Origin of the sequence: Polynucleobacter ibericus, assembly GCF_018687955.1 — a bacterium.
Taxonomy (GTDB): domain Bacteria; phylum Pseudomonadota; class Gammaproteobacteria; order Burkholderiales; family Burkholderiaceae; genus Polynucleobacter; species Polynucleobacter ibericus.
The window spans coordinates 1,363,032-1,387,484 of sequence record NZ_CP061309.1 but is presented as its reverse complement, the minus strand read 5'-3'; the positions used below and the strand labels follow the sequence as shown (position 1 = coordinate 1,387,484).

At 43.1% G+C, this 24,453-nt stretch carries 27 protein-coding genes; 13 read left to right on the top strand and 14 right to left on the bottom strand.

What is annotated here, in order from left to right; genetic code table 11:
* Positions 1 to 23: 23 nt before the first annotated feature.
* Both AOC20_RS07045 and AOC20_RS07040 read left to right on the top strand, forming a co-directional pair.
* Positions 24 to 959, top strand: a complete 936-nt coding sequence (locus tag AOC20_RS07045; protein WP_215359698.1) for a hydroxymethylglutaryl-CoA lyase — start codon at positions 24 to 26, stop codon at positions 957 to 959.
* Positions 960 to 981: 22 nt separating this feature from the next.
* Entirely contained in the window at positions 982 to 1,374 is a 393-nt protein-coding gene (locus AOC20_RS07040; protein ID WP_215359696.1) for a VOC family protein, read from the top strand.
* 23 nt (positions 1,375 to 1,397) lie between these two features.
* Here AOC20_RS07040 and AOC20_RS07035 read toward each other — a convergent pair whose 3' ends face one another.
* On the bottom strand, positions 1,398 to 2,462 hold the full coding sequence (locus AOC20_RS07035; RefSeq protein WP_215359694.1) for an ABC transporter ATP-binding protein: 1,065 nt from the start codon (positions 2,460 to 2,462) through the stop codon (positions 1,398 to 1,400).
* A gap of 68 nt (positions 2,463 to 2,530) precedes the next feature.
* On the opposite strand from AOC20_RS07035, the gene AOC20_RS07030 reads away from it, so the two are divergent.
* The 3 genes from AOC20_RS07030 to AOC20_RS07020 all read left to right on the top strand — a co-directional run bounded on the left by AOC20_RS07030 (position 2,531) and on the right by AOC20_RS07020 (position 5,662).
* Positions 2,531 to 4,096 (top strand): ABC transporter permease, encoded by a 1,566-nt coding sequence (locus tag AOC20_RS07030; protein WP_215359692.1) that lies wholly within the window; start codon positions 2,531 to 2,533, stop codon positions 4,094 to 4,096.
* 111 nt (positions 4,097 to 4,207) lie between these two features.
* Positions 4,208 to 5,215 (top strand): extracellular solute-binding protein, encoded by a 1,008-nt coding sequence (locus AOC20_RS07025; protein WP_215362250.1) that lies wholly within the window; start codon positions 4,208 to 4,210, stop codon positions 5,213 to 5,215.
* Positions 5,216 to 5,248: 33 nt separating this feature from the next.
* A complete protein-coding gene (locus AOC20_RS07020) occupies positions 5,249 to 5,662 on the top strand; it encodes a hypothetical protein (RefSeq protein ID WP_215359690.1) in 414 nt (137 codons plus the stop codon).
* A gap of 101 nt (positions 5,663 to 5,763) precedes the next feature.
* Here AOC20_RS07020 and AOC20_RS07015 read toward each other — a convergent pair whose 3' ends face one another.
* Positions 5,764 to 6,252 carry a hypothetical protein gene (locus AOC20_RS07015; protein ID WP_215359687.1) on the bottom strand — a complete coding sequence of 163 codons (489 nt, stop codon included), beginning with the start codon at positions 6,250 to 6,252 and terminating at the stop codon, positions 5,764 to 5,766.
* A gap of 176 nt (positions 6,253 to 6,428) precedes the next feature.
* Here AOC20_RS07015 and AOC20_RS07010 point away from each other — a divergent pair, with 176 nt between their 5' ends.
* From AOC20_RS07010 to senB, 4 genes are all read left to right on the top strand, one after another.
* Positions 6,429 to 6,980, top strand: a complete 552-nt coding sequence (locus tag AOC20_RS07010; protein WP_215359684.1) for a peptidase — start codon at positions 6,429 to 6,431, stop codon at positions 6,978 to 6,980.
* Positions 6,981 to 7,250: 270 nt separating this feature from the next.
* Positions 7,251 to 7,709 (top strand): hypothetical protein, encoded by a 459-nt coding sequence (locus AOC20_RS07005; RefSeq protein WP_215359682.1) that lies wholly within the window; start codon positions 7,251 to 7,253, stop codon positions 7,707 to 7,709.
* A gap of 39 nt (positions 7,710 to 7,748) precedes the next feature.
* Positions 7,749 to 8,081: a hypothetical protein gene (locus tag AOC20_RS07000; protein ID WP_215359680.1), complete on the top strand. Its 333-nt coding sequence runs from the start codon at positions 7,749 to 7,751 to the stop codon at positions 8,079 to 8,081.
* A 419-nt stretch (positions 8,082 to 8,500) separates the two neighbouring features.
* Positions 8,501 to 9,445, top strand: a complete 945-nt coding sequence (gene senB, locus AOC20_RS06995; protein WP_215359677.1) for a selenoneine biosynthesis selenosugar synthase SenB — start codon at positions 8,501 to 8,503, stop codon at positions 9,443 to 9,445.
* On the opposite strand, the gene egtD is transcribed toward senB, so the two are convergent.
* From egtD to AOC20_RS06955, 8 genes are all read right to left on the bottom strand, one after another.
* Positions 9,442 to 10,383, bottom strand: a complete 942-nt coding sequence (gene egtD / locus AOC20_RS06990; protein WP_215359675.1) for an L-histidine N(alpha)-methyltransferase — start codon at positions 10,381 to 10,383, stop codon at positions 9,442 to 9,444. The two genes, senB and egtD, sit on opposite strands and share 4 nt — an antisense overlap.
* Before the next feature lie 32 nt (positions 10,384 to 10,415).
* Positions 10,416 to 11,222, bottom strand: coding sequence for a phosphonate ABC transporter, permease protein PhnE (phnE, locus tag AOC20_RS06985; protein ID WP_215359673.1), 807 nt, complete (start codon positions 11,220 to 11,222; stop codon positions 10,416 to 10,418).
* The gene (locus tag AOC20_RS06980; RefSeq protein ID WP_215359671.1) at positions 11,219 to 12,046 is read right to left on the bottom strand and encodes a PhnE/PtxC family ABC transporter permease; all 828 of its coding nucleotides are present in this window, start codon (positions 12,044 to 12,046) and stop codon (positions 11,219 to 11,221) included. Before AOC20_RS06980 ends, phnE begins: the two co-directional genes overlap by 4 nt.
* Before the next feature lie 33 nt (positions 12,047 to 12,079).
* Entirely contained in the window at positions 12,080 to 12,859 is a 780-nt protein-coding gene (locus AOC20_RS06975; RefSeq protein ID WP_215359669.1) for a phosphonate ABC transporter ATP-binding protein, read from the bottom strand.
* 4 nt (positions 12,860 to 12,863) lie between these two features.
* Positions 12,864 to 13,745, bottom strand: coding sequence for a putative selenate ABC transporter substrate-binding protein (locus tag AOC20_RS06970; RefSeq protein WP_215359668.1), 882 nt, complete (start codon positions 13,743 to 13,745; stop codon positions 12,864 to 12,866).
* 33 nt (positions 13,746 to 13,778) lie between these two features.
* Positions 13,779 to 14,825, bottom strand: a complete 1,047-nt coding sequence (selD, locus tag AOC20_RS06965) for a selenide, water dikinase SelD (RefSeq protein ID WP_215359666.1) — start codon at positions 14,823 to 14,825, stop codon at positions 13,779 to 13,781.
* 59 nt (positions 14,826 to 14,884) lie between these two features.
* The gene (locus AOC20_RS06960) at positions 14,885 to 16,036 is read right to left on the bottom strand and encodes an SUMF1/EgtB/PvdO family nonheme iron enzyme (protein ID WP_215359663.1); all 1,152 of its coding nucleotides are present in this window, start codon (positions 16,034 to 16,036) and stop codon (positions 14,885 to 14,887) included.
* A 129-nt stretch (positions 16,037 to 16,165) separates the two neighbouring features.
* Complete coding sequence (locus tag AOC20_RS06955; RefSeq protein ID WP_215359661.1) at positions 16,166 to 16,516, bottom strand: DUF3147 family protein; 351 nt, start codon at positions 16,514 to 16,516, stop codon at positions 16,166 to 16,168.
* 90 nt (positions 16,517 to 16,606) lie between these two features.
* On the opposite strand from AOC20_RS06955, the gene AOC20_RS06950 reads away from it, so the two are divergent.
* A complete protein-coding gene (locus AOC20_RS06950) occupies positions 16,607 to 17,782 on the top strand; it encodes an MFS transporter (protein ID WP_215359659.1) in 1,176 nt (391 codons plus the stop codon).
* 193 nt (positions 17,783 to 17,975) lie between these two features.
* On the opposite strand, the gene AOC20_RS06945 is transcribed toward AOC20_RS06950, so the two are convergent.
* From AOC20_RS06945 to AOC20_RS06930, 4 genes are all read right to left on the bottom strand, one after another.
* The gene (locus AOC20_RS06945) at positions 17,976 to 18,569 is read right to left on the bottom strand and encodes a Fic/DOC family protein (protein WP_215359657.1); all 594 of its coding nucleotides are present in this window, start codon (positions 18,567 to 18,569) and stop codon (positions 17,976 to 17,978) included.
* Complete coding sequence (locus AOC20_RS06940) at positions 18,547 to 18,744, bottom strand: antitoxin VbhA family protein (RefSeq protein WP_215359655.1); 198 nt, start codon at positions 18,742 to 18,744, stop codon at positions 18,547 to 18,549. The genes AOC20_RS06945 and AOC20_RS06940 overlap by 23 nt, the downstream gene beginning before the upstream one ends.
* Before the next feature lie 387 nt (positions 18,745 to 19,131).
* Positions 19,132 to 19,800: a response regulator transcription factor gene (locus tag AOC20_RS06935; RefSeq protein ID WP_215359653.1), complete on the bottom strand. Its 669-nt coding sequence runs from the start codon at positions 19,798 to 19,800 to the stop codon at positions 19,132 to 19,134.
* A complete protein-coding gene (locus tag AOC20_RS06930; RefSeq protein ID WP_215359651.1) occupies positions 19,797 to 21,233 on the bottom strand; it encodes a sensor histidine kinase in 1,437 nt (478 codons plus the stop codon). The genes AOC20_RS06935 and AOC20_RS06930 overlap by 4 nt, the downstream gene beginning before the upstream one ends.
* A 250-nt stretch (positions 21,234 to 21,483) precedes the next feature.
* Between AOC20_RS06930 and AOC20_RS06925 the strand changes: the two genes are divergently transcribed.
* From AOC20_RS06925 to AOC20_RS06915, 3 genes are all read left to right on the top strand, one after another.
* Positions 21,484 to 22,815, top strand: coding sequence for a metal-dependent hydrolase family protein (locus AOC20_RS06925; protein WP_215359649.1), 1,332 nt, complete (start codon positions 21,484 to 21,486; stop codon positions 22,813 to 22,815).
* A gap of 95 nt (positions 22,816 to 22,910) precedes the next feature.
* On the top strand, positions 22,911 to 23,720 hold the full coding sequence (locus tag AOC20_RS06920; RefSeq protein WP_215359647.1) for a hypothetical protein: 810 nt from the start codon (positions 22,911 to 22,913) through the stop codon (positions 23,718 to 23,720).
* A 28-nt stretch (positions 23,721 to 23,748) separates the two neighbouring features.
* The gene (locus AOC20_RS06915; protein WP_349814554.1) at positions 23,749 to 24,438 is read left to right on the top strand and encodes a MarC family protein; all 690 of its coding nucleotides are present in this window, start codon (positions 23,749 to 23,751) and stop codon (positions 24,436 to 24,438) included.
* Positions 24,439 to 24,453 lie beyond the last annotated feature (15 nt).

Below are 24,453 nucleotides of genomic sequence, written 5' to 3'. Positions count from 1 at the left end.
AGAAGATCAATAAAGAGCAGACTATGACCAGAATTTATTTCAACGATGTTGTCACCAGAGATGGTTTTCAGATCGAGCCGAACTTTATTCCTACGGACGATAAGGTGAGATTGATTGATGAACTCAGCGACTGTGGTTTTGCCAAAATTGAAGTGACTTCATTTACTTCCCCTAAGGCTATTCCGATGCTGCGAGATGCTGAGGAGGTCATGGGGAGAATTCGTCGAGTGCCGGGAGTTGAGTACACAGTACTAGTTCCGAATTTGCGTGGTGCAGAGCGTGCTTTTGAGTCTAGGGCTGATGAATTTAATTTGGTGATGTCCACTTCAGAAACTCATAATTTGGCCAATCTGAGAATGGGGCGAGAAAAGAGTTTTTCCGGATTAGCAGAAGTCATTCGCTATGTTGATGGCAGAACGCCGATCAATGTTTCGCTATCTACTAGCTTTGGCTGCCCTATGGAAGGAGATGTTCCCCAGGCAGTGGTGGAGAGATTTGTGCAGCGCTTTGCAGACCTTGGGGTGCGAGGTGTAACCATTTGCGATACCACGGGTATGGCTAACCCAGATCAAGTAAAGAAGATGTGCGATGCATTTCAAAAGCAATTTCCTAACCTGCAACTAACATTGCACTTCCATAACACCAGAGGAATGGGTCTGGCCAATATCTTGGCTGCCGTGCAATCTGGCATTGTGCGCTTTGATGGCTCCTTGGGTGGATTAGGTGGCTGCCCATATGCACCAGGTGCCAGCGGAAATGTTTCAAGTGAAGATGCGATTCATATGCTCGATGCAATGGGTTATGACACTGGCATGAACATTTCGAAGTTAATTGCACTTGCCAGGGAGTTGCCAAAGATAGTTGGACATGAGGTTCCAGGGCAAGTTGCTAAGGCTGGTAGCACCTGTACGCTTCATCCTGAGCCTAACTATGTTGATGAGTTACGCCGCGCTCAATAATTTTTAATAGAAGGAGATCAGCATGATCGACCATTTAGATCATTTGGTACTTACCACTGCCAAGGAAGTAGAGTGCGTTGATTTTTATACCCGCGTAATGGGAATGAGGCTGGAATCTTTTATTGGAGGCACGCCACCAGTAGAGCGCAAAGCATTTAAGTTTGGCAATCAAAAAATAAATTTACACATCAAGGGCAAAGAGTTTGAGCCTAAGGCTGACATTCCGACGCCTGGGGCACTTGACCTGTGTTTTATTGCAGATCGCCCACTAGAGCAAGTTATTGAAAAGCTGAAATCAGAGAATTGGCCAATTATTGAAGGTCCTGTTATCCGCACAGGCGCCACCCAAAAGATTCATTCTGTCTATGTCCGGGATCCGGACCAAAACCTGATTGAAATATCAGTATTTATTTAGGTGTTACTGCTAGAGCGGGTACTTTAAAAAGTCACCACGTGATCTAAGGCGAGGGTGATGCCAATTTTTTCACCTACCGCATGGTTGTGATGGCTCGGTACAAGAGCTAATACTTCTACACCAGATTGTAGTTTTAGAGAATATAAAAAATCTGCACCCCTAAATGTTTTGCGAACTACTTCTGCTTGCATAGGACTATTGTCATCATGCTGAATATCATCCGCTCTTATTAGCACATCGATTTCTTGGCCAATAGTCACATGGTGCCCTTGATCTAAGGGAAGTTCACCGATTTCAATCTTGACCATATTTCCGGGCAGGACTAGACCTTTGACAAAAACGCCGCGACCAATAAAGTCCGCAACATAGCGGGAGGCTGGCTGGTGATAAAGCTCGTAGGGTTCATCCCATTGAAGTACCTTGCCTTCAGCCATGACACCCACTTTGTCAGCAATGGCAAATGCTTCAATCTGATCGTGAGTAACTAGTAGGGCAGTAATGTTATTTATCTTGAGAATGTCTCGCATTTCACCAGCAAGTCGCTCACGTAATTCCACATCCAAGCTGGAGAATGGTTCATCGAGCAGAATTAAATCGGGTTCCGGTGCCATTGCCCTGGCAAGCGCCACGCGCTGCTGTTGGCCGCCGCTGAGTTCATGGGGATAGGCGTTCGCTTTATCTGAGAGAGAAACTCTCTTGAGCCAATCCATTGCAACAATAGCTCTTTGCTGGGTTGGGAGATGCTGCAATCCAAAGCTGACGTTTTCTAATACGTTAAGGTGAGGAAAGAGGGCAAAGTCCTGAAAGACCATGCCAATTCGTCTTTGGCCTGGTGGTAGAAGGATCGATGGCGAGCTGACTAGCGTGTTACGTAAGAAGATTTCACCAGATTTGGGGGGTTCAAAACCACAAATCGCCCTCAGAACAGTGGACTTTCCACAGCCGGAGGATCCGAGCAGGCAACCTATCTCACCAGGCATGAGATCAAGATTCAGGTTTTTGACGGCGATCACACTCTTGTTGCCATCCCGGCTGGGATAGTCGATTTCAAGTCCTTGTATGGATAAAAGTGCGTGCGTGGATTTCATTACTATAATTTTCTCATCAGTGCTAATGGTTTAATGCATAGCTAGAGTCTAAACGGATTGTCGAATTCATGAAACCTATTGTGGTACCCCTTGCCGTGTTTCTATTTTTGCCGCTATTCGGCTTGGTTGCGCCATTCCTTTTCCCGGCGGGGGTAGGTGTCGATGTATTGGCTACAAGTACGCTGAGTCATTTATGGAACTATGTTCTAGGCGGATACATTGCCTCCACTTTGGTCTTAATCTTTGGTGTCGGGGTAGGGGTATTTATTCTGGGAGTGGGTAATGCCTGGATCATTGCAAGTTATGACTTTCCTGGAAAAAAGATCTTTGAGTGGGCTTTAATTCTGCCGCTGGCTGTACCAACTTATGTCATGGCCTATCTTTTTGTAGATCTCCTCCAATTCTCCGGCCCTATACAAACAGTAATACGCACATTACTTGGTGTTGATACTTTATGGTTTTTCCCTGACCCGAGATCAATGGCTGGAGCAATTTGGTCTTTCTCTTTTTGTTTATTTCCTTATGTGTACCTCATTACGCGCACTGCATTTATAGAGCGTAGTCGACGTCTGATTGAAGTTTCTGAAACACTTGGCTATAGCCCATGGCAAGGTTTTATTAACCTCGTGCTCCCCATGGCAAGACCAGCTATCTTTGCGGGTATGGCATTAGCATTGATGGAAGTCTTGGCAGATTTCGGTGCAGTTTCTTACTTTGGTGTCCAAACGTTTGCTACTGGAATTTTCAAGGCCTGGCTTTCTTTTGGCGATCGCTTGGCCGCAGTCCAATTGGCTTTGGGCTTGCTGAGTTTCATTTTGCTCATCTTTTTTATAGAGCAAAGTAGCCGTTCAAAATTACGCTACGCTTCATCCTCTCAAGCGAAGTCTGTTACAAAACGCTTATCTGGAAAGAAAGCCTCTCTTGCGTTTATATTTTGCGGGGGCACCTTGCTGTGTGGCTTCTTACTACCAGCCTTTGCGCTCTTGCAGCTTTTATATCAGCAGGGACTGAATGTAGATATTCGTTATTTTGGTTGGCTAACCAATTCATTGTCAGTATCTTTCATTACTGCTGTTATCTCTGTGGCGCTGGCAATCTTTTTTGCCTATTCAGTGCGAGTGCATTCAAAACTCCATTGGGTTAACCGCTTACTCAGTTTTGGCTATGCATTACCGGGAGCTGTATTGGCAATCGGTATTTTGTCGTTCTTGGAGATTTTTCAGCTAGCTTGGTGGATGTCAGCGAGCTTGCTAGTCTTGGTATATGCCTATTTAGTCCGATTTTTATCTTCCAGCTTACAAAGTGTTGAGGCAGGCCTTTCCAGAATTACGCCATCCATGGACGGTTCAGCCGCTTTACTAGGTTTATCCAAGCCGCAGATTCTGAGGAGGGTGCACATCCCCCTGCTAAAGCGCAGCCTCATGACAGCCGGTCTATTTGTCTTTGTAGATGTGATGAAAGAGTTGCCAGCAACACTGCTGTTACGCCCATTTAATTTTGATACCTTGGCGGTTGCGACCTACCAATTGGCTGCCGATGAGCGCTTAGCAGAGCTAGCATTACCTTCCTTAACCATTGTTTTAGCAGGGCTTATCCCTGTTCTACTGCTCTCCAGGGTGATTGCAAAATCTTAATTGATAATCATTCGCATTTATGATAAATTGAGATATCTCTCTTTTAATCATTTATGCACTATGACTCAGCAACAATGCTTCACAAAACTCGGCATCCCTTTTCTGCTGGCAATGTTTTGCTGCATGGGATCAGTTCAAGCCCAAACAGGCGATAAAGAATTAAATTTATATTCTGCCCGTCATTACCAAACCGATGAGGCGCTCTATAGTGACTTCACTAAAAAGACTGGCATCAAAATTAATCGCATTGAAGCGGATGACAATGCTTTGGCAGAAAGAATCAAAAGCGAGGGCGCCAATAGTTCGGCTGATGTCATCTTGATGGTCGATGCTGCAAGATTATGGCGCGCTCAGATTGATGGCTTTTTTAAACCTATCCAATCAAAATATTTAGAGAGTCGTATTCCGGCTAACTTACGCTCTAAGCCTGAAGCAGAGGGTTCTACTTGGTTTGGCTTTTCAACGAGAGCGCGCCTCGTGGTTTATAACAAAGCCAAGGTAAGTCCTCAAGATGTAGATACCTATGAGAAGTTGGCTGAGCCGATGAATAAAGGTAAGGTATGTACGCGCTCTGGCGCACATCCTTACATGCTGTCATTAATTGGCGCCATGATTGAGCGACGTGGTGAGACTGCCACAGAAGCATGGGCTAAAGGAATGGTAGCCAATATGGCTAGACCACCAAGAGGTGGCGATACGGATCAAATCAAGGCGGTAGCTTCTGGTGAGTGCGGCGTAGCTCTGACAAATTCCTACTACTTAGTAAGGCTGCTAAGGTCAACCAAACCAGAGGATCAAGAACTGGTATCTAAGATCGGTTTTGTCTGGCCTAATCAAAAAACCACTGGTACCCATATCAATATCGCTGGTGGCGGTGTTGCTAAAAATGCACCCCATCCCCAGGCGGCCGTCCAGTTTTTAGAATACCTGGCGAGTGACTCTGCCCAAGAATATTTTGCCGACGGTAATAATGAGTGGCCGGTAGTCAAGTCCGTCAAGATTAATAATGAAGGACTAAAGTTATTAGGACCATTCAAAGCGGAGAATATATCTGTCGCAGCGATTGGTAAAAATCAAGTTGCAGCCCAAAGGTTGTTAGATCGTGCTGGGTATAAATAAGTTCTTGGATAAAATAGAGTAAAAAGAGGTCTTATGCGCGCTACAAATTTCTTCTCATTCATGCTGCTTGCTGTGTTTGCAGCGCTTACTTCCTTGCAGGCCTATGCAGCTCCCAATGCTTACGTGTGTGAGGTTGTGAGCGATTCTTATGTTAAGGCAGATGGAACTCTAGATTTAATCAAGGAGAGCTCCAGGATTGGGCAGAAATTTACTGTGGTCAAGAAGACTGGTGAAGTGATAGGCGACATCATGGATAGCTTAAGAAACCCTAAGGTTGCTGCACTGGGAAGCGAGAAAAATGCCTATAAAGTGATTTGGGTACAGAAGGCTGCAAGCAAAAACGGTGCTTTTGTGGATTACTTAAGCATTGATGAATTTGCAAATGGAAAAATGAAGCCCTTTGGTTTCTTTTCAGGGAGTCAACTGTTAACAGGGCTTTGTGAGTAGTTAATAGCAAGGCTTTAAAAGAAAAAGTCTCGAAAGCATTTTCCTCTTCAAGCTCTTAAGAATTTTGGTGGATCAGGCAAAAATTGCTGACCACCTATTTTTTATTCTCCAGAAAGCCTCATTGTGAAGTCGCCATTGTCGCTGGTTGCGGCGGTCCTATTGGCTTCGTAATAGATAAGATTTCCGGTGTCGGCGATGTTGAGAAGTATGTCTGTACTGTTCGGTACGATCATAAATCGATAGGTTTTGCCGCTTGAAAATGCGTAACTCTTCAGAAACATCCCAAATGAATAAGACCAAGGATTATCTACTTTGAGAGCATGCGTGCCTGATGAGATATTAATCTGGCAACTATCCCCATTGGGAATGGTGCACACCTCAATATCATCCACATAAACTCTTGCATTTTCTCGGCCAGCTAGAACTTTATTTTCTCGACTAAAAATGAGGCTTACGTCTCCACCGGGATTCTTTATTGGCGGAACGATTACCGGCGCATTTTGGCATCCAGCAATGAACATGAAGAAGCTAATGCATAGTAATTTTTTATAGGACACTTTTACCCAAGCGAAGTATTTAATCTCAGGCATACATTAACCTAATTTTGCCTCTCTGAATACGGTGATCCTGGGCCAAAAGAATGGTTCACTCGAAGATGGCTTATTGATAGCTAATGGGCTTAGAGGTTTAAATATCAAATTTTCCTCAAGAGGATTAAATTTAGATATATTGCTTACAATCAATTCTTTTGCTTGGAAGGCCCCTCATGGACAAAATGCACTTTACAAGAATGGACCAAGGAACTGTAGCGGACTTTGATGTCATGAAAGAGGTTCATGAAAAAACCTTAGCCAATCTTCCTGATAAATTATTTAGTCTCTTAGAAGATCTGGCTAAAGATACTGCCTATAACATCACGCGTAAGGATCACTGCCTCCAAACAGCCACAAGAGCGTTACGTGATAATCGTGACGATGAGTATGTTGTGGTTGCTTTGTTCCACGATATTGCCGAACCCTTAGCCCCCTTCAACCACGGTGAAGTTATCGCATCAATCCTGCACCCCTTCATTTCTAGAAATAACTATTGGATGCTTGTTCAGCATGGCTTATTTCAGACCTATTTTTATGGCAATAAGCTCGGTTTGGATCCTAATGCACGTGATCAATACAAATCTGATCCAGCCTATGAGCAAACAGTAGAGTTTTGCGCCAAGTACGATGAAATTTCTTTTGACCCTAATTACAAAAATGAGCCTCTATCTACATTTGATCCAATCGTGAGAAGGGTGCTCAAGAAGCAATGGGTTGCACCATAATGATTCCGATAGAGAGCTAAAAGAAAAGGCTACCCGAGGAGCGTTTTGGTAAAGCAATCTTTGCCAGACCAACATATGGTTTAAGTTACCCCCGAGAGTCCAGAGAGGGGGTTTATTATTTGGGCTTGTAATTAGCAGTTTTGGGTCGAAATTGGCTCAAAACTCAATCCTACGATCGAAAGATTGCAAATCTTCTTAGGCTTGATATTATCGATTCCATACTTTGGGCATTAGTTCCCAAAGAGCTCAAAATTTACATAAAGGTGCCCCATGAAAGCTAGCTTTTCTACTGTGACTAAATTATTTGCATCCCCACTTATTGTTGGCACATTACTGATCTGTCAGCCAAGTTGGGCTCAACAAGTGCCTAATTTAGTTGGTACTTGGGTAGGGGAAACCAATGATGCTGTTATTGGTGCGGGCACTCACTATCCAAATGGTAAGGCTGGAGAAATTCGATTCTTAAAGTCGGTAGTGACTTATAAGTTTGACCAACAAAAGAATCGTGCATTTTCAGGCACCTTTACTATTGCCAGTCATACAGTACCCATCGTGGGCTCTATAAGCGCTGACATGGTGAGTGGTGCTATGGCAGATCAAGACGGTACTTATAGTTTTAAAGTACTCAATCCTAATCAACTTGCTGTTTGTTTTGCTACAACTACCACTGCTCCCAAGAACAAAGATGCTGGACCAGTTGCAGATTGTCATGAAGTGACACGCAAATAATTCCAAAGCCTCTATTGCCGCCAAAGAAATAAGTTAGAAATGAAAGCATTCTGGTTTTTTCTGGCGGCTAACATTACTTCAGGCTACGCCTTTTCTCAGCCCCCGCTCACTGCGACAGGTGTCTTGCGAGATGATCCAAACAGACCGGTAAATGCAATTAGTAAAGATCTTGGTATAACGCCGGAACAATTCAGAATTTGCTTTAGCAATGTCAATCCAGCGCCTCGTGGAGCTATGCCAGAGGGAAATCAAAAACATGCTAACAAGGCTGTTTTATTAAGCTGTCTACAAAAAGCAAATCCCAGTATCACTAATGGTAGTCTCGATCAGGTGATGGATCGATATAGGCCTGGAGGCAGAAGGGCGCAATAATTTTGCTAAAAGATAAAGCCACCCTAGGGTGGCTTTTGTATTATTGGTAGGTCGGGCGAGATTGACTGCGTCGAAACTTCGTTTTTGAACTCGCGACTAACGGATTCAAAGAAGTATCAGCCCTAAAATCCTATACAAATCAATGGCCTATAGGATCAAAAATTGACTGAGTGATTGCATATTTGCCTAAAGCTTGATTCTGTACCTGAAGTTATATGGCCTTAGCCGTATCTTGCATAGGTGTAGCCCATGACGTTTTTCATCTTACTTGTGATCCAAAGCTCAATCCTAAATACTTTTTGCATTGATAGCCATCAATTGATGGGAGTGTTTAATTGAGCAGCAGGAAAAAAGTATCAATTTTGTTTAATATTGGGAGAATTACTGTAAGGCTCCCTATCAAACCTATTATTGAAATCGTGACACCAGCACCGCCTGGTAGTCTGCATGGCAACCGTATGACGGCTATGCGCTGGCAGGTATTTTTACGGGATCTGGGTTACGTTTCTAGGGTAACTGAATCATGGTCCGGCGGAGATGCTGGTTTGCTCATTACACTGCATGCCTACCGTAGTTACCAATCTATTTTGCAATTTAAGAGGCAATATCCCGATAGGCCGGTTGCACTTGTTTTGACGGGCACCGATCTATATCGAGATATGGCTATCCATGATGAAGTACTGCAATCAATGAATTTAGCAGATGCCTTGGTAGTTTTACAATCAACTGCCTTGGGTTCTATTCCGCCCAACTTGCGACATAAGGCTGAAGTCATTTTTCAATCGGTAGAGGTGGGCGCTCATAGTCAAAATACGGGGTCAGGTTTTCAGGTGGCGGTAATTGGTCATCTGAGGGAGGAGAAAGATCCGTTCTGTATTGCCCGTAGCCAATTTCTTATGCCTGCTGATTCTCAAGCGCATGTCTTGCATATGGGTAAGGCTATGAATCCTGAAATGGAGCGTGCAGCTAAGGACTACAGCAACAAACTTGATCGCTATCGATGGATGGGCGAGTTAAGCCATGAGGAAGCCATGAGGATTCTTTCTGAAAGTCGCTTAATGGTGATTTCTAGTCGCATGGAGGGTGGGGCACATGTTGTCTCTGAGGCGATAGCGTTAGGTGTTCCGATCATTGCATCGGATATAGCGGGTAACCGAGGTTTGCTTGGAGACGACTACCCTGGTTATTACCCAGTTGCCGATGAAGCTGCACTTGCAACTCTGATACATCAAGCAGAAACGGATGCACATTTTTACTCTGCACTGAAAAAGTGTATCGAGGCTCGCAAGCATCTCATTAGCCCACAGCAAGAGCAAGAATCAATTCAAAAATTACTGAATAAGCTAATGAGCAGGCAGTTTTAAGAAATCTTTCTTGCATTTACGAAGCAGACTAGGAAGTGATTTTGAGGATCAGTCCAAGAGTGGATATTCTCAAATCCAGCGGAACGGAGTTTTTCTACAAAATCATCTTGAGTATATTTGTAGCTATTTTCAGTATGAATTAAATCACCTGCTTTAAATGTAAGAACATGATCTTTTGAGCCCAACTCCGGAATAGTCACTTTCACATCATCGCGGGCTCGCAGATGCATTTCAATACGAGACAGGGATGTGTTGAAAAAAGCGTAATGCTCCCAGTTCACCGGATTAAAGTTACTACCAATCAACTTGTTTATGTTCAGTAGGGCATTCAGATTAAATGCAGCTGTAACGCCCAAAGCATCGTTGTAGGCGCAATTTAGAGTCTGAACATCCTTGACTAAATCAACGCCAATCAGTAATCCACCATCATCATTGCACTGAATAGCTAGATTACTAAAAAATGCATCTGCTTTGTCGGGGTCGTAGTTGCCAATTGAAGATCCCGGAAAGAAAAATATTTTCCTTAAGTTTTGCAAAGTAGGAAATGTGAATGTTTGGCTCAAATCAACTGCATGGGCAGACATGCTGATCTGTGGAAACTGCTTTCGTAAATCAGCGACAGCCGTCTCTAAAAACTCTTTTGAAATATCTAATGCATGGTATTGCTTGGGTTTAATGCTATTAAAAAGCTGGCTAGCCTTTATGCAATTACCCGCCCCAAGATCAAGGAGGGCATCGCAAGAACCTACTGCATTAGCAATCTCGCTTTGATAGTTATCCATAATCCACTTTTCAGTACGAGTTGGATAGTATTCGTCCAGGAGCGTAATCACTTCAAATAGATGTGAGCCTATCTCATCATAGAAAAACTTTGGCGATATCGATGGTGTATCGGCAGTAAGGCTAAGCAGTAATTCTTGAGTTAATTTCTGTTTCATGAGGGCGATGGTCTATAAGAGGATCAGGATATCTAGCCTAAATTGTGCATCTGAATACGGCGAAGTTTGGTGCTGATGAGATCTACTAGTATTACCAATAACAGCATAGCAATAATCACGGTGGATGCTTGTGCCTCTCTAAGGAGTGAGAGTTCGTAATACAACATCTGTCCAAGGCCACCAGCGCCTACAAACCCCAAAATAGTTGCCATGCGAATATTCATTTCCCAGCGATAAAGGCTATATGAGAGTAGTTGGGGTGCAATGCCAGGCAAGGTGCCATATAAAAAGGAGGCGATTCTTCCGGAGCCACCCAGAACCAATGCATTGCTCGCGGCTATTGGATTGTTTTCTAAAGTTTCTCCAAATAATCTTCCTAAAACGCCTGTGGTGTGAAGTGTTAAGGCTAAGGTTCCTGCAAACGGTCCTAAGCCAACAGCGAGAACCATTAATGCTGCCCAAACGAGCTCTGGCACAGATCTTAGGAAGTTACAGAAGAAGCGCGATAGCCATTTAGCGATAGCCCCAAATCTGCCTGATACAGGAAGTGAAATCAGAATGCTGAGTGCCGCAGCGATGAGTGTTGCTAAAGCCGAGATAGCCAGTGTTTGGAGAATGCCTTGCCAAATTTTTTCTAAAAAATCAACGCTGAGATCTGGTGGGAAAAATCGTCCAATAAACTCCGCCATATTTTTCATGGCCTGGAAGGTAAATAGATCGGCTGGATTTAGCGATAGATAAATAAAGCTGCTAATGGTTACGCCAAAAATAATCAACAGCATGAGAAGACACTTCAAGCAAAATTGACGAGCTGGTTGAATGCTAATAGGCCTGCTCATGCTAACTGCTTTCTGATTACCAAGCTAATATAGTCAGCCAGTAATACCAAACCCAAGAAAACAATCAAGATAGTAGAAACTTCTCCACCATTGAGCATTTTCATAGATTGATCCATGAGTTGACCCAGTCCACCCGCGCCTACAAATCCCATGACTACAGAGGCCCTAACAGCGCACTCCCAGCGATAGACGGTGTAAGAGGCAAGCTCTTGGGCTGAGCTTGGTAGTAGACCATATAGAAATGAGGCTATGCGTCCGCTTCCAGTAAGAATGAGTGCTCTAGCGGGCAGGGTGTTGCCAGATTCTAGAATTTCAGAGTAGACCTTTGCCAACATGCCGCCATAGGTGATAGCAATAGCCAAAACACCCGCAATAGGACCCAGGCCAAATACTCTGACTAGCAAAAGCGCCCATACAATTTCTGGAATGCCTCGTAGCACTAACATCAAAGTACGCGCAAGAAATCTTACAAATTGAGCAAGCTGATGATCAGAACTTGGGCCAATTCTTGAAATTGATAAGTTATAAGAAATGATTAAGCCAAGTGGAATGGCAATGATCATTGCTAAGGCTATTCCTGCAGTCGCCATGGCTAAAGTTTCAACAGTAGCTTTTAGAACAAGCGATAAAAAATCTGGCTGAATATTGGGTGGAAAAAATTGCTCTAAAAAGTCACCCATGACTTTAGTGTTGTTAGGATCAATCAAGAGCATGGGCTCAAACTGAGCCAGTTGTAACATGGGCCATAGAATACAAATAGCAACTACCAGTCCAAAAAAACGATAGGGTGTTGCAGGGTCTCTAGGAGTGCTTTTTAGCAGCATTGCGAATTGAAAAAGGAGTGCGCCTAGATGCCGTTAGAGCATAGGATGGTTGGTTTGCATCGGGAGACCGCCGAGTTCTGATGCATAGAGTTCTTTCAATATGGCCTCGCCAACTTCACTGGAGGGTAAGTCAAACATGACTTGACCATCTCGAATTCCAATAATGCGTGGAAACCAGCGCAGGGCAATATCTACTGCATGAAGGCTTGAGACTAAGGTGGCATTTCGTTTCTTGGTCTCGGCAATCAAGACGCTAATAGTGAGATCAGACAGTACAGGATCCATTGCAGATACTGGCTCGTCAGCAAGAATCAGTTGCGGCTCTTGATACATCACTCTGGCAACGCCGACACGTTGTAGTTGGCCGCCCGATAGACAATCGCACCGATCAAATAGCTTATCAGTGAGATCTAAGCGCTCAAGACAGGACTGCGGACCAATAATATCCACCGGATAAATTAATGACAAAATTGATTTCCATAGAGGCCATTGCCCGAGCCGACCTGCAAGAATGGCAGTGATGACGCGTTGTCTCAAAGGAATCGGTGGTGCTTGATGGACTAAACCAATGGTTGACCGTAATTTTCTGAGGGATGATTTCGATAGACTCCAGGGATTGGCTCCCAGTATTTCAGTGCTTCCATGAGTTGGCTTTAAAGCAGTAGCGAGGATGTTCAAAAGCGTTGTCTTACCTGAGCCAGAAGGTCCAATAATGGCAATGCACTCACCGGCACTAGCTGCTAAAGATACTTGGCTTAGTGCGGGTGTGCCATTGCTGTGCTTAAAGCTCAGTTGTTGTAAGGAAAATCCCACGAGACTACTTAATTAATCCAGCTGAGCGAGCAGCTTTTTCAATATCGTCGTAATTCGATGATTTGGTTGTTACATATTTGCTTGCACGTTGAAGATCCATCAATTCTTTGTAGTTAGGATTGCTTGCATCGAGCTTTAAGAAAGCATCAGTAATCTTCTTTACTAAAGCTGGATCTAAATCTCCCCGTACCGTCCAGTTGTAATCAAAATAAGGGGGCGTTGTAGAGAGTACTTTTGATTTGAGTGCATTCGGATTTTTAGCCTCGTTCAATTTTGTCCATACCGAGGCGTTAAGTGCTCCAACATCAGCTTTGCCGCTAGCTACAAAGGCTACTGTTGCATCATGCGCTCCTGAAAAGGCGATGTTCTTAAAGTCTTTATCTGGGTTAATGCCGGCTTGCATTAAAAAATAACGTGGCATTAAGTGACCCGAAGTGGAAGAGGGGGAACCAAAGGCCATCGTTTTACCTTTTAATTCGCCTAGCGTTTTTAATGTGCTATCAGCAGGCACGATAAAGACGCTCGTAAATTTTTCATCTTCAACACGCTGAATAATCGGAATAGCTGTGCCATTTGTTCTAATTTTGGTCTGCACATAAGTAAACCCACCTAGCCAAGCCATATCAATCTTCTTGGTTGCTAAAGCCTCTACAACTGCAGCATAGTCAGTCACCGGGGTGAATTCCACTTTCATGCCAGTTTCTTTGGAGAGGTAGTCGCCAAGCGGTTTAAATTTGCGCTGTAGCTCTGTAGGCGACTCATCAGGAATAGCTGAGATACGCAAGACATCCTGGGCTAAGACTCCAGTGCTGATGCTGCAAGCAAAACCAAATGCTAGCAATAGTGCAGAGAATTTTTTGAGAAGAGTAATTTGTAGGAATTTCATGGAATGATCTTTTGGTTAGGATTAAAAGAATAATTAAGCAACAGTCAGGCCGGAACCCGTAGCAAAGTGACCTATCTTACTGGCACTTGTAAATCCATCGGCATTTAGGATAGATAGGACTTCGGCCTCTTGTTCTGGCGCGCAAGCAATTAATAAACCACCGCTGGTTTGTGGATCGGTTAATACATTTTGTTGCCACAGCCCAAGGGGGCTTGCTAGCTCAACTTCATTGCTGTAACCCGCCCAATTCCGTGTGGATGCGCCTGTAAAGATGTCTGCTTTGACGTGTTCAATAGCTTCTTGCACTACTGGAATAGCATTCCAATTTAACTGAGCCTGCAAGTGAGAGCCCCTGGCCATCTCCAAAAGGTGTCCAGCCAAACCAAAGCCAGTAACATCCGTGAGCGCGTGCACACCCTCGAGTCGAGAGAGCGCAACACCGGGCTTGTTTAACTTGGTAGTCAGAGCGATCATCTGCTTGTAGCCAGCCTCTGAGAGAACTTCTTTTTTCAGGGCTGCTGATAGTATGCCCACACCTAATGGTTTACTTAAAATAATACTGTCTCCAGCACGAGCGCCATTATTGCGTTTCAGATTTTTTGGATCGACTATGCCGATCGCTACCAATCCGTAAATAGGTTCTACTGTATCAATGGAGTGACCACCAGCAATCATGATGCCAGCATCATTACAGACCGATTCGCCGCCAGCAGTGACTTGCTGTATTACTTCTAATGGTAAAACTTGAATTGGCATACCGAGTAGCGCGAGTGCAAAAAGGGGTTGTGCGCCCATTGCATAAATGTCAGAGATCGCATTTGTTGCAGCGATGCGTCCAAACTCAAACGGATCATCCACAATTGGCATAAAAAAATCAGTGGTAGCAACAATCGCCTGATTTTCATTAATCTGATATACAGCAGCATCTTCGTTGTTATCAGAACCTGCTAAAAGGGCGGCGGGTATATTGCGCATCGGCGAAGTTTTTAGAATGTCGCTTAAGACGCCGGGCGCAATCTTACAGCCACATCCTCCGCCATGTGATAAAGAGGTGAGGCGGCCGTTATAAGGTGTAGTCATAAGAAGTGAATAATCTATTTAAAGTTGAAAATCGACATAAGATCATGAGCTTACCCAATTTAGAGTAAACACGTGCGAAAGCCGCAAAAATGATCGCTTCTGTGGCCTTGATAAAAGTTACGAAACCCTATTCTCTTAAGGCGATCAGGTGTAAATGGGCTACCCCCTTTTAGGACTTGATAGGTGCCATCAAACCAGGGTTGTGAATAGTCGACATAGGGATCAGTGCTAAATCCAGGGAAGGGAGCAAATGTACTGCTAGTCCACTCCCATAGGTTTGAGGCGTGCCAAGCTATTCCTGGTTGTCTCATTAACTGGCTGAGCTCATGTTCGTTGGGTAAGCGTACTTGATGATGTTCACAAAAGCGTAAGGCATCGAGGTAGCTAACGTGGCGTAATGTTGATGCAGGGTTTAAAGGAAGCCATTCATTAAAGAAACGCTCAAGCCAAATATCCCCATCCTTTTTCCAGTGAGATGGTGGCGCAACAGTTTTGATGCCAGATTTGTTCGCTGGCGACTCTATAAATTCTAGGTAGTCGCCATTGATAACTGGCCTGCTCGAAATATCAAAGGCGGGAAGATGAATGGAGTGCAGCCATTTTTCATTATCAAAAATAAATCCAGAGCCCTGTTGAGAGCCAGCTTCAACTGAAGATTCTGGAAAATGGATCCAGGTCTGCGCATTGGCTAGAGGCTTGCTTGACTTGGAGAATGCTTCGAAGGGCTTGGAGCGTCCCATGGTTTGCCACATATAAGCAAATGCTTCATTGTGCATATCCTGATGCAAGATCGCTAGTTGAACAAAGTAGGCGGTTTTATTGTCAATTGGTTTACACAGCAATTCTTGGGTGCTGCTAATAATGTTGTGGTTGTACTCCAGAAGACTTTCGAGTGATGGCATTGGAGTTGTCCAGCGATCTTGATGCGCAATCTCTGAAGAATTAAATAAGTAATCAGCATCCTTCAGGTATGAGGCTCGGTCTACTTGGCCATCACGATGAATCCAGAATTCATGAAACCAAGTTAAGTGACCAAATTCCCAAAGGGGAGGGTTCAAAATATTGAGCTGGGGAACTACATGATCTGCCGCTGGCATATTCTCGAGAATATGGCGTGTAATGCCATTACTTTCTTCTAGCCACTCCGACAACGTTGACGCTGTTGGATAAGGAAAATAAAGTAGGTAATCGTTGGCCGAAGAATTAGGCATAAATTATTTTACGCAATCTTTAGTTTTTAATTGGAAATAGGGGGCCGAGAAATAAGAATCCTTTTGTGGGGGCTTCTATTCGCCTATAGACTTCAAGAATCACCAAAACCCCATTCAGATGGTTTTTATTTAGACCAAATTAATTCCAAAGCTCTTCATCAGCACAGTAAACAAGCTAAAGCAGATTACTGTAGCCATAACACTTGCCCCCATCGTTAGCCAGAAGCCTAGTCTTGGAAGCAGGTATGGAAACAATAGAAACATAGGTAATGTCGGAATCACATACCAGAAGGTGTAATAAGCGTGATTAGCAATTTTTTCTTCGGGCTGATTTTCTACGTACAGCCATACGAGTGTTAAAAGCGTCATTAAGGGCAAAGCCGCTATAAAGCCGCCTAACCTATCGCTTCTCTTGGCCACTTCAGAGATGAATACAACCATTCCGGCTGTTAATAGATATTTTGTAATGATCCAAGTCATCTCAGCCTTTGTTGTTGAAGGGTTACCCCATTATAGGAGTGCCATTTAAAACGACAAAAAATGAGACTATGGTGCTAAATTGAGTCTGTAATGCTTAAAACCATCCTCGCCCTTCCTCGCACCGTTTGGCTGATTGGACTTATTAGCCTAGTAAATGATTCGGCTAGCGAGATGCTTTATCCGCTAATGCCTTTATACCTAGCTTCAGTATTAATGGCAGGGCCTAAAGCGCTGGGTATCATCGAAGGAATTGCTGAAGCAACTTCTAGTATTTTTAAATTAGTTTCAGGCGTCATTGTTGATCGCACTAAAAAAGCAAAGCCTTGGATTGTTCTGGGTTACACGCTAGCAGGTATTGGGAGACCGCTCATTGCGATTGCTAACTCATGGTTATGGGTTTTGGCGATTCGTTTTACAGATCGCATGGGTAAAGGTCTGCGCAGTTCTCCGAGAGATGCTCTGCTGGCTGAAACAGTCAATGAGAATCAACGCGGCGTTACATTTGGTTTACATCGCTCGATGGACAACGCAGGCGCTGTAATTGGCCCCCTGTTGGCTGCTTTATTTTTATCCATGGGTGTTCCGCTTAAAGATATCTTTCTTTGGGCAATCGTGCCGGCAGTCATTACAGTGACTCTTGCTTTGTGCATTAAAGAACCGCAGAGGGAGGCCAACCCGCAAGCCAGTAAATTTAGCTGGTCTCTGAAAGGCATGCCAGATCAATTTAAAAGGTATTTAGTAGTAGCTGGAATCTTTGCTTTGGCCAATTCTTCAGATATGTTTTTGTTGTTAAGGGCGAGAGAGGCAGGGGTTCCTCAAGAGCAAATTCCGCTTTTATGGGCCGCAATCTCCCTCATCACTACTTTATTTGGAACACCTTTATCGGCTTTGTCTGATCGATTTGGGCGAAAGCTATTTATTCTGATTGCTTGGATTGCTTTTGCTTTTTTCTACATATGCATGGGTTTACCTGGGCTCACCACCTACCAAATATTTGCACTCTTTGGCATTTATGGTCTATTTAAGGCGGCTACAGAAGGGGTTGAGAAAGCGTTGGTAGCAGATATGGCCCCCAAGGGATTGGCTGGTACAGCTTTTGGTTGGTTTAATTTAATCACGGGATTAATGCTTTTCCCAGCCTCATTTTTCTTTGGTTGGATATACGAATCGGTAGCGCCGATTTATGCATTCATGTTCTCAGGCAGTTGTGCGTTAGTAGCTTTTGTATTAATGGCCTTTTGGGTGGACTATAAAAAAGAGACTTAAGTCCCAGCGCCAAATCTCTATAGTAGAAGTAGAAATGGATACCTTCAATAATCCATTCCATTCAGCCAAAAGAAAAGGGACCACATTGCTGTGATCCCTTTGCATAATTGGTGGGTCGGGCGAGATTCGAACTCGCGACCAACGGGCTTAAAGAGATTTAATTGGCTCAGACAGGGTTGCAACTTGCGCAAGCCTATTGGCTTTTCTCTAGTCGCTCAAGAATGAGATTGGCAAGAATGAGTTCATCGCCATTAAAGGCTAGCTCCATTGCTCGATAAATTTGCTCCTGCTCCAGGTCGGAGTAGTCGAGTTGATAGCCTGCTGATTGACTAAGTTGGGAGATAAATATGCGTTGTACGCGACCATTCCCCTCTCGAAAAGGGTGTAGGGCGTTGATCTCTGATAGGTAGTGAGCCAGTCTTTTTGACAGGGTGTCAGCATCCAGCCCCTTAAGCCAGTTTTCACGGGCTAATTTATTGAAGATATCGTTTGCGGCTGATTCAATAAAGCGCACATTGGCAAAACGACTATTGCCGCGACTAATATCTACTGTGCGGATCTTTCCGGCCCAATCATATACATCCTGAAAGAGGGCTAGATGAATGCGTTGAAGATGGGCAAGATCAAATTGACCAGCTACAGGATTTTCTAGAATTTCAATTGAACGCAGAGTGGATAGCTCCCCTTCGTAGGAGTCTAAATCTTGTGCGTTAGTAATTTCTGCTTTGTTTCGAAGTACGTCTGTACCTGGGTAGCAGTAAGTGTCATCCGCGTCGTAGCGTGACATAACGTTGTTTAGTTTCTTCCACTAATTGCGCAATACTCTTTTTGCCAGAAATATAGTCAGTAAGGTTTTGCTCTAACTGCTTAGTTGGAACAACGCCTTCAATACGAGCAGACGCTACAGCATTAGAAACGTTGTATTGGCGTACCTGAGATTGGGTGGCAAGCTTAATCGGCATACTACTATTTTAATAGATTTAAGGTGGATTTCCTAGTCAAAAAATGGCGCTAAAACGGGGTTTAAAGAGCTATTTTTGAAGGGTATCGTAATTAATAAAAAGCCCCGCATAAGCGAGGCTTAGTAATGCTGGTGGGTCGGGCGAGATTCGAACTCGCGACCAACGGATTAAAAGAAATAAAATTGTTCTAAAACAGTAACTTAGACATTGTTTTAAACCTGCCAAGAAAGTACCGCGATATCGGCGGGTCGTCTCCTGGTGCCGGATATGAACTGTTGGAATTCAAATAGCTTCGACAATACCAAGTTGGAGTGTCGTGTTTCGAGACACTGGTTTTGTCGGGTTAACCGACATCTTAGAATGGTTACTGTCGGCGATTGGTGAATCCTAATCCTGATTTTCAGCTTTAGTATTGACTAAAGCAGAGATTGACTGGCGATGCTCATCACAGAATAATGCTAACTCAACAAGTGTATTGAGATTAAGTTTATTTTTTAAGAAATTTCTATACATCTTGACGGTGCTTATGGATATCCCTAGCATTTGCGCCACTTCTATTTGCTTATGCCCCTTTCCAAGCAAAAGTAAGACTTGCGCTTCTCTACTAGTGATGGGAATTGGAGTATCAGGATGTTTACCTGCTGAAGAGCCTGATGAATCTTCATCCCTTATTTCTGCTATTTCAGTGAATAAAGATTTTAGTGTTGAGCTAATTTGTGCCGCACTAAATGGTTTTAGAACAAAGTCAACGGCGCCCCCATGCCAGGCTTCAATGATATCGGCCTGATTTGCGTTGCCGCTCATAAAAATAATGGGGTGGATAATCTTTAGCTGCTGAAGTTGATTCAATAGCTCCATGCCATTCATATCTGGCATTTGTAAATCAAGCAAAATACAAGTTGGAGGCCCATTTTCAAATGCGAGTTGGTTTATTGCTGACAATATTGACTTAGCTGAATCAAAGCATTGCACTTCATAGTCATAAGAGAGCCATTCAAACAACCCACGTCTCACCTCTTTGTCGTCATCAACGACTAAAACTCTGCAATTTTTCATGATTTAACTTGGGATAAGGGGATGGCGATAGTGAAATTTGCGCCTCCACCGGAGTTGTTCGATGCAGCAATAGTACCCTTATGTTTATCTATGATGGTCTTAGAGAGCCACAAGCCAATTCCAAGTCCGGATCCTTTTGAGGATTTATATAAGTCAAAAATGATTGGTAACAGCTCGCTCCTAATTCCTATACCCGTATCATGAACAGATACCATTGCATTTTTATCATCTTGCCATATTGAAATAGTGATTTCTTTATTAGGTAAGTTAGTTTCAGAAATCGATTCAATAGAATTATTCAAGAGATTAATTAGTACTTGCTGAATCTGAATTGGATCCGCATCAATTATCGGCTTAGATTGATAATTTTTAGTTAAAGTAATTTTTGGAGAATGAAGATTGAAATTTAGGATTTCAATGAGCTCATCTGTAATGCTAGCCAGATCAACAGAAGCTAATTGGCTATTCTGAGATTTAAATAGTTGCCTCAGGTTTTTGACTAAAACAGATAGTCTATTAATCTGTGAGCCGATGTTATCGAGCGACTTTATGGATCTCGTATTATCTGTGTTGATGCTGAGATCTCTTTTAACGGCCTCAGTTTGAAGGGCGATACTTGTTAGTGGCTGGCTAAGTTCATGTGAGAGTGAGGATGCAAGTGCGCTAACTCCGATCATCCTGTTGGAGTTTATGAGATTTTGGAGCAACTGCTCTTTCTCATGAATTAAATTAAAAAGGTTCCTATTTAAGAAGTTAATACCTGTATTGCCCATACTAACCCAGCTTATACGTAAGGACTGGTAGGTAATGTAGCGAAATACATTTAACGTTAAGTAGATCGCAAAAAATATAACGATGGGGCTTGTAACATTGGGGTTTCTTGGGGCGATAGGATCTGAGGTGAAGAAGCTAATAAAGCGAATCATGGATATTAAGCCTACGCCAATTTGTAAATAGGAAATTAATTTAAGAAACTGGTTACGCTTCAAATCTACATCAATACTTGTCCTACAGACGTAAGCAGCAATAAAAGCAAGTAAAGCAGAGACGCTACACTGGAATGCAATTGGTGAAGTGGCACCTAAATTAACCCGCGCGTATTCCATAAAAATGCAGTAGATAGCACTAAGAAAAATTAAAAGATATAGCTTTGTAAAATTTACTTTGCGATCAAGTCCATAGATACTAAAAATGAGCACAATTTCAGAGGTGATGACTAGAAAATTAGACAGAAAAAATAGCCATGGCACAGCGTAATTTGGATTTTGTCTTGCTAAAAAATTAAGACCGACAACTCCGAGCATCAATATCTCTACCGCGAGAAAGAGCATTGCCGAAGTATCAAACTTCCCTCTAAATGTGAAGTAAAGTGTTGCTGCTGTACCAAGAGTAATGAAGCTATAGATGATAATCAGCACGCTAATGGGTTGCATGAAGCCGTTTTCCTTTTAAAGTGCCTATTTCAAATCCAATTTCAACCACATCAATCCTGTGTGAATGAATAGTGCCCCAATTTGGGGAGAGGTATATCTAATTGAGCTTAATTAGATATTAACTTGAAAACAATGCTCCATTTTATAAGCCATAAAGTACTACATACTTTAGTACATAGTACTTTATGGTGTATTTCTTTATTGATAGCGCTGTTATTTTTCTCACATCGCAATCAAATGTCAATTAAGAATGAAACTTTCAATCAAACCTTTTTTAATTCTATCTATAGTATTTAATGCATCGTTGGCATTTGCTCAACCCGACCCTCAAGTAGCAACGCTTTATGAAAATGTCCGTGTTTTTGATGGAACTTCAGAAAAGCTAACGCCCCCAACCAATGTGTTGGTTGTGAATAATCTCATCAAAACAATTTCTGCCAAGCCCATTCAGATTCCAGCAGGTACAACTGCTACTGTGATTGCTGGTGGTGGTCGTACGCTGATGCCTGGTCTAAGTGATGCACATACTCATATCTGGTTAACACCAACTATGGATGAAATTCTCAAAGGTGATGTCAAGCAATTGAATGCGGCAGCCTCTGCAACAGCAAAAAGCATGCTGATGAATGGTTGGACTACTGTAAGAGATATGGCTGGACCTGTATTTCAGCTGAAAAGTGATATCGATTCGGGCAAGACTATTGGCCCGCGCATCTATCCAAGCGGCACCATGATTACCCAAACATCTGGTCACGGAGATTTTAGTGCGCCAGAAGCTCTTCCAAGAAGCCTTGGCGGCCCTCTATCTATTGGTGAGCAGCTCCGTATTTCTTCGGTGGTCGATGGTAGAGCTCAAGTATTAACGGCAACCCGTTTCAATCTTCGCAATGGAGCAACCCAAATTAAGTTGGCTACTAGTGGCGGCGTTTCTTCACCGGCAGATACACCTACAGTGCATGAATTTACTGCTGATGAAATCAAGGCAGCAGTAGAGGCAGCATCAGATTTTGGTACTTATGTTTCAGTGCACGCTTACAACATTGAATCAGTACGCAGATCAGTAGAAGCAGGGGTCAAAGTAATTGAGCATGGCCAGTTACTTGATGAACCAACTATTAAGTACCTAAAGAATAAGAACATATGGTTAAGCACTCAGAATTTTGAGGAATTCAGCGCCCCATATACCCCATTTCAAATCCATAAAGAGCATCAAGTTGTGATGGGTGAGAGCAATGTATTTAAATGGGCGCTTCAAAACAACATCAAATTAGCTTGGGGTACTGACTTTTTCTTCCAGCCTGATGGAGTTGTCCAAAATATCCAGCTATCCAAAATGAAGAAGTGGATGACGCCAGCAAGAGCGCTCAAAATGGTTACTCATGATAATGCGCAGTTATTTGCCTTATCTGGTCCACGCAATCCTTATACAGAGGGTAAGTTGGGCGTAGTTCAAGAGGGTGCTTATGCAGACTTGCTCTTGGTGGACGGCGATCCTACAGTGAATCTAGAGATCGTTGCAGATCCTGCTAAAAACTTTCGCGTCATTATGAAAGACGGCAAGATTTTTAAGAACACTTTGTAAGCTAAAAATTGAATCTACTCAGAAGTCTTCAAGTTGAGGGCTTCTGGATATAAACCACCTGATCGAAATTAAATTCCAATTAAGCCCTAATTTAAATGAAACACAAATTATTCAAGATCGTTAGCGCCACTACTATGAGTTTTTTGATGTCTGGCGCTTATGCCCAGTCAGATGGCTCTCCAATTCCAAAAGTGTCTGATCATTGGCGTTTTGAAGTCACTCCATACCTATGGGCTCCTGGAATTAACTCGACATTATTTTTTAACGACAAATATTTAAATACAGCAGCGTTGTCATCTAGTAATGTACTTGGAGATCTAAAATCTGGCGGCATGATCTCAGCAGAGGCCCACTATGGCAATTGGGGCATTATGGGTGATTTAGTTTCTGCAACGTTGCATCAAAATCAAACCATCAGTACTACGGTGCCCACAGCTCAAGGGGCCGTTCCAGCAAAGTTTGCTACCAGTGCAACCCTGCAACAGACTATTCTGACTGGTGCCGCAACATATACAGTCATTAGCAATAAAGATGCCTATTTTGATGGATTGGTTGGCGTACGAAGTATTGCCATTACTGCAACTCTTGGCTTGGTTTTGGATGGAACCTCATTAAATGCTAGCGACTCAAAATCAACCTCAACAGTTGATCCAATTGTCGGCTTCAAAGGTAGATATCGCTTAGCTGACTCTACTTGGTATATCCCTTTATATGCCGATATTGGTGGAGGAGGTGGCACAACCAATATGACTTGGCAGGGAATGATTGGCGTAGGCAAGACTTTTGACAAATGGATAGACGTTTCCTTGGCCTATCGTGCTTTGTATTACGACATGAGTAATAACGGTCTTTTGCAAAAAACAACTATGAAGGGCCCGCAATTGGCGGCAACTTTTAACTTTTAAAAATTAGTTACAGTTAGGGATACTTTGAATGGAAATGATTCCAGTTGCTTTTGGAAGTTTTATAGCTGTTTTTACAGCCTTATTCCCAGTAATTAACCCATTGGGTGATGGGCCAATTTTTCTTAATATGGTTCAAGGTTGTTCTAAAGAGGTTAAGAATAGATTGGCGCTTAGTGTAAGTATTTATTGTTTCATCTTATTGCTAACTTCAATGCTAATTGGAACTCAGTTACTGATGTTCTTTGGGATTTCGTTGCCAGCCCTAAAGTTAGCAGGTGGTGCGGTTGTCATTGGAATGGGGTGGGGCTTACTTAATCAGAAAAGCTCAAGTAAAGGTGATGATGATTCTGCTGGAATCACAGATGCTAATGCAAGTAGTAATGCCTTTTTCCCACTAACTCTTCCTCTGACAGCTGGACCCGGGTCCATCGCAACATCAATTTCTTTGGTAGCTGGCTATCAAGATGGTAGATCCCTAGATCTTTTTAAGGAAATGCCCGCAGTAGTTGGAACGGTACTTGCTTTATTTGCTCTTTCTCTAGTGATTTATGTGATTTATCGAGAATCCTCCCTCATTCAGAGAGTATTGGGTCCCGCAGGCACAAATGCAATCATGCGCCTTTTTGCATTCATATTGCTTGCAATTGGTGTCCAAATTTTCATAGGTGGAGTACAGGGTTTCTCGACTGAGGTATTTAGTTCGCTTCATGCTCATTAATTGAATAACCCATTA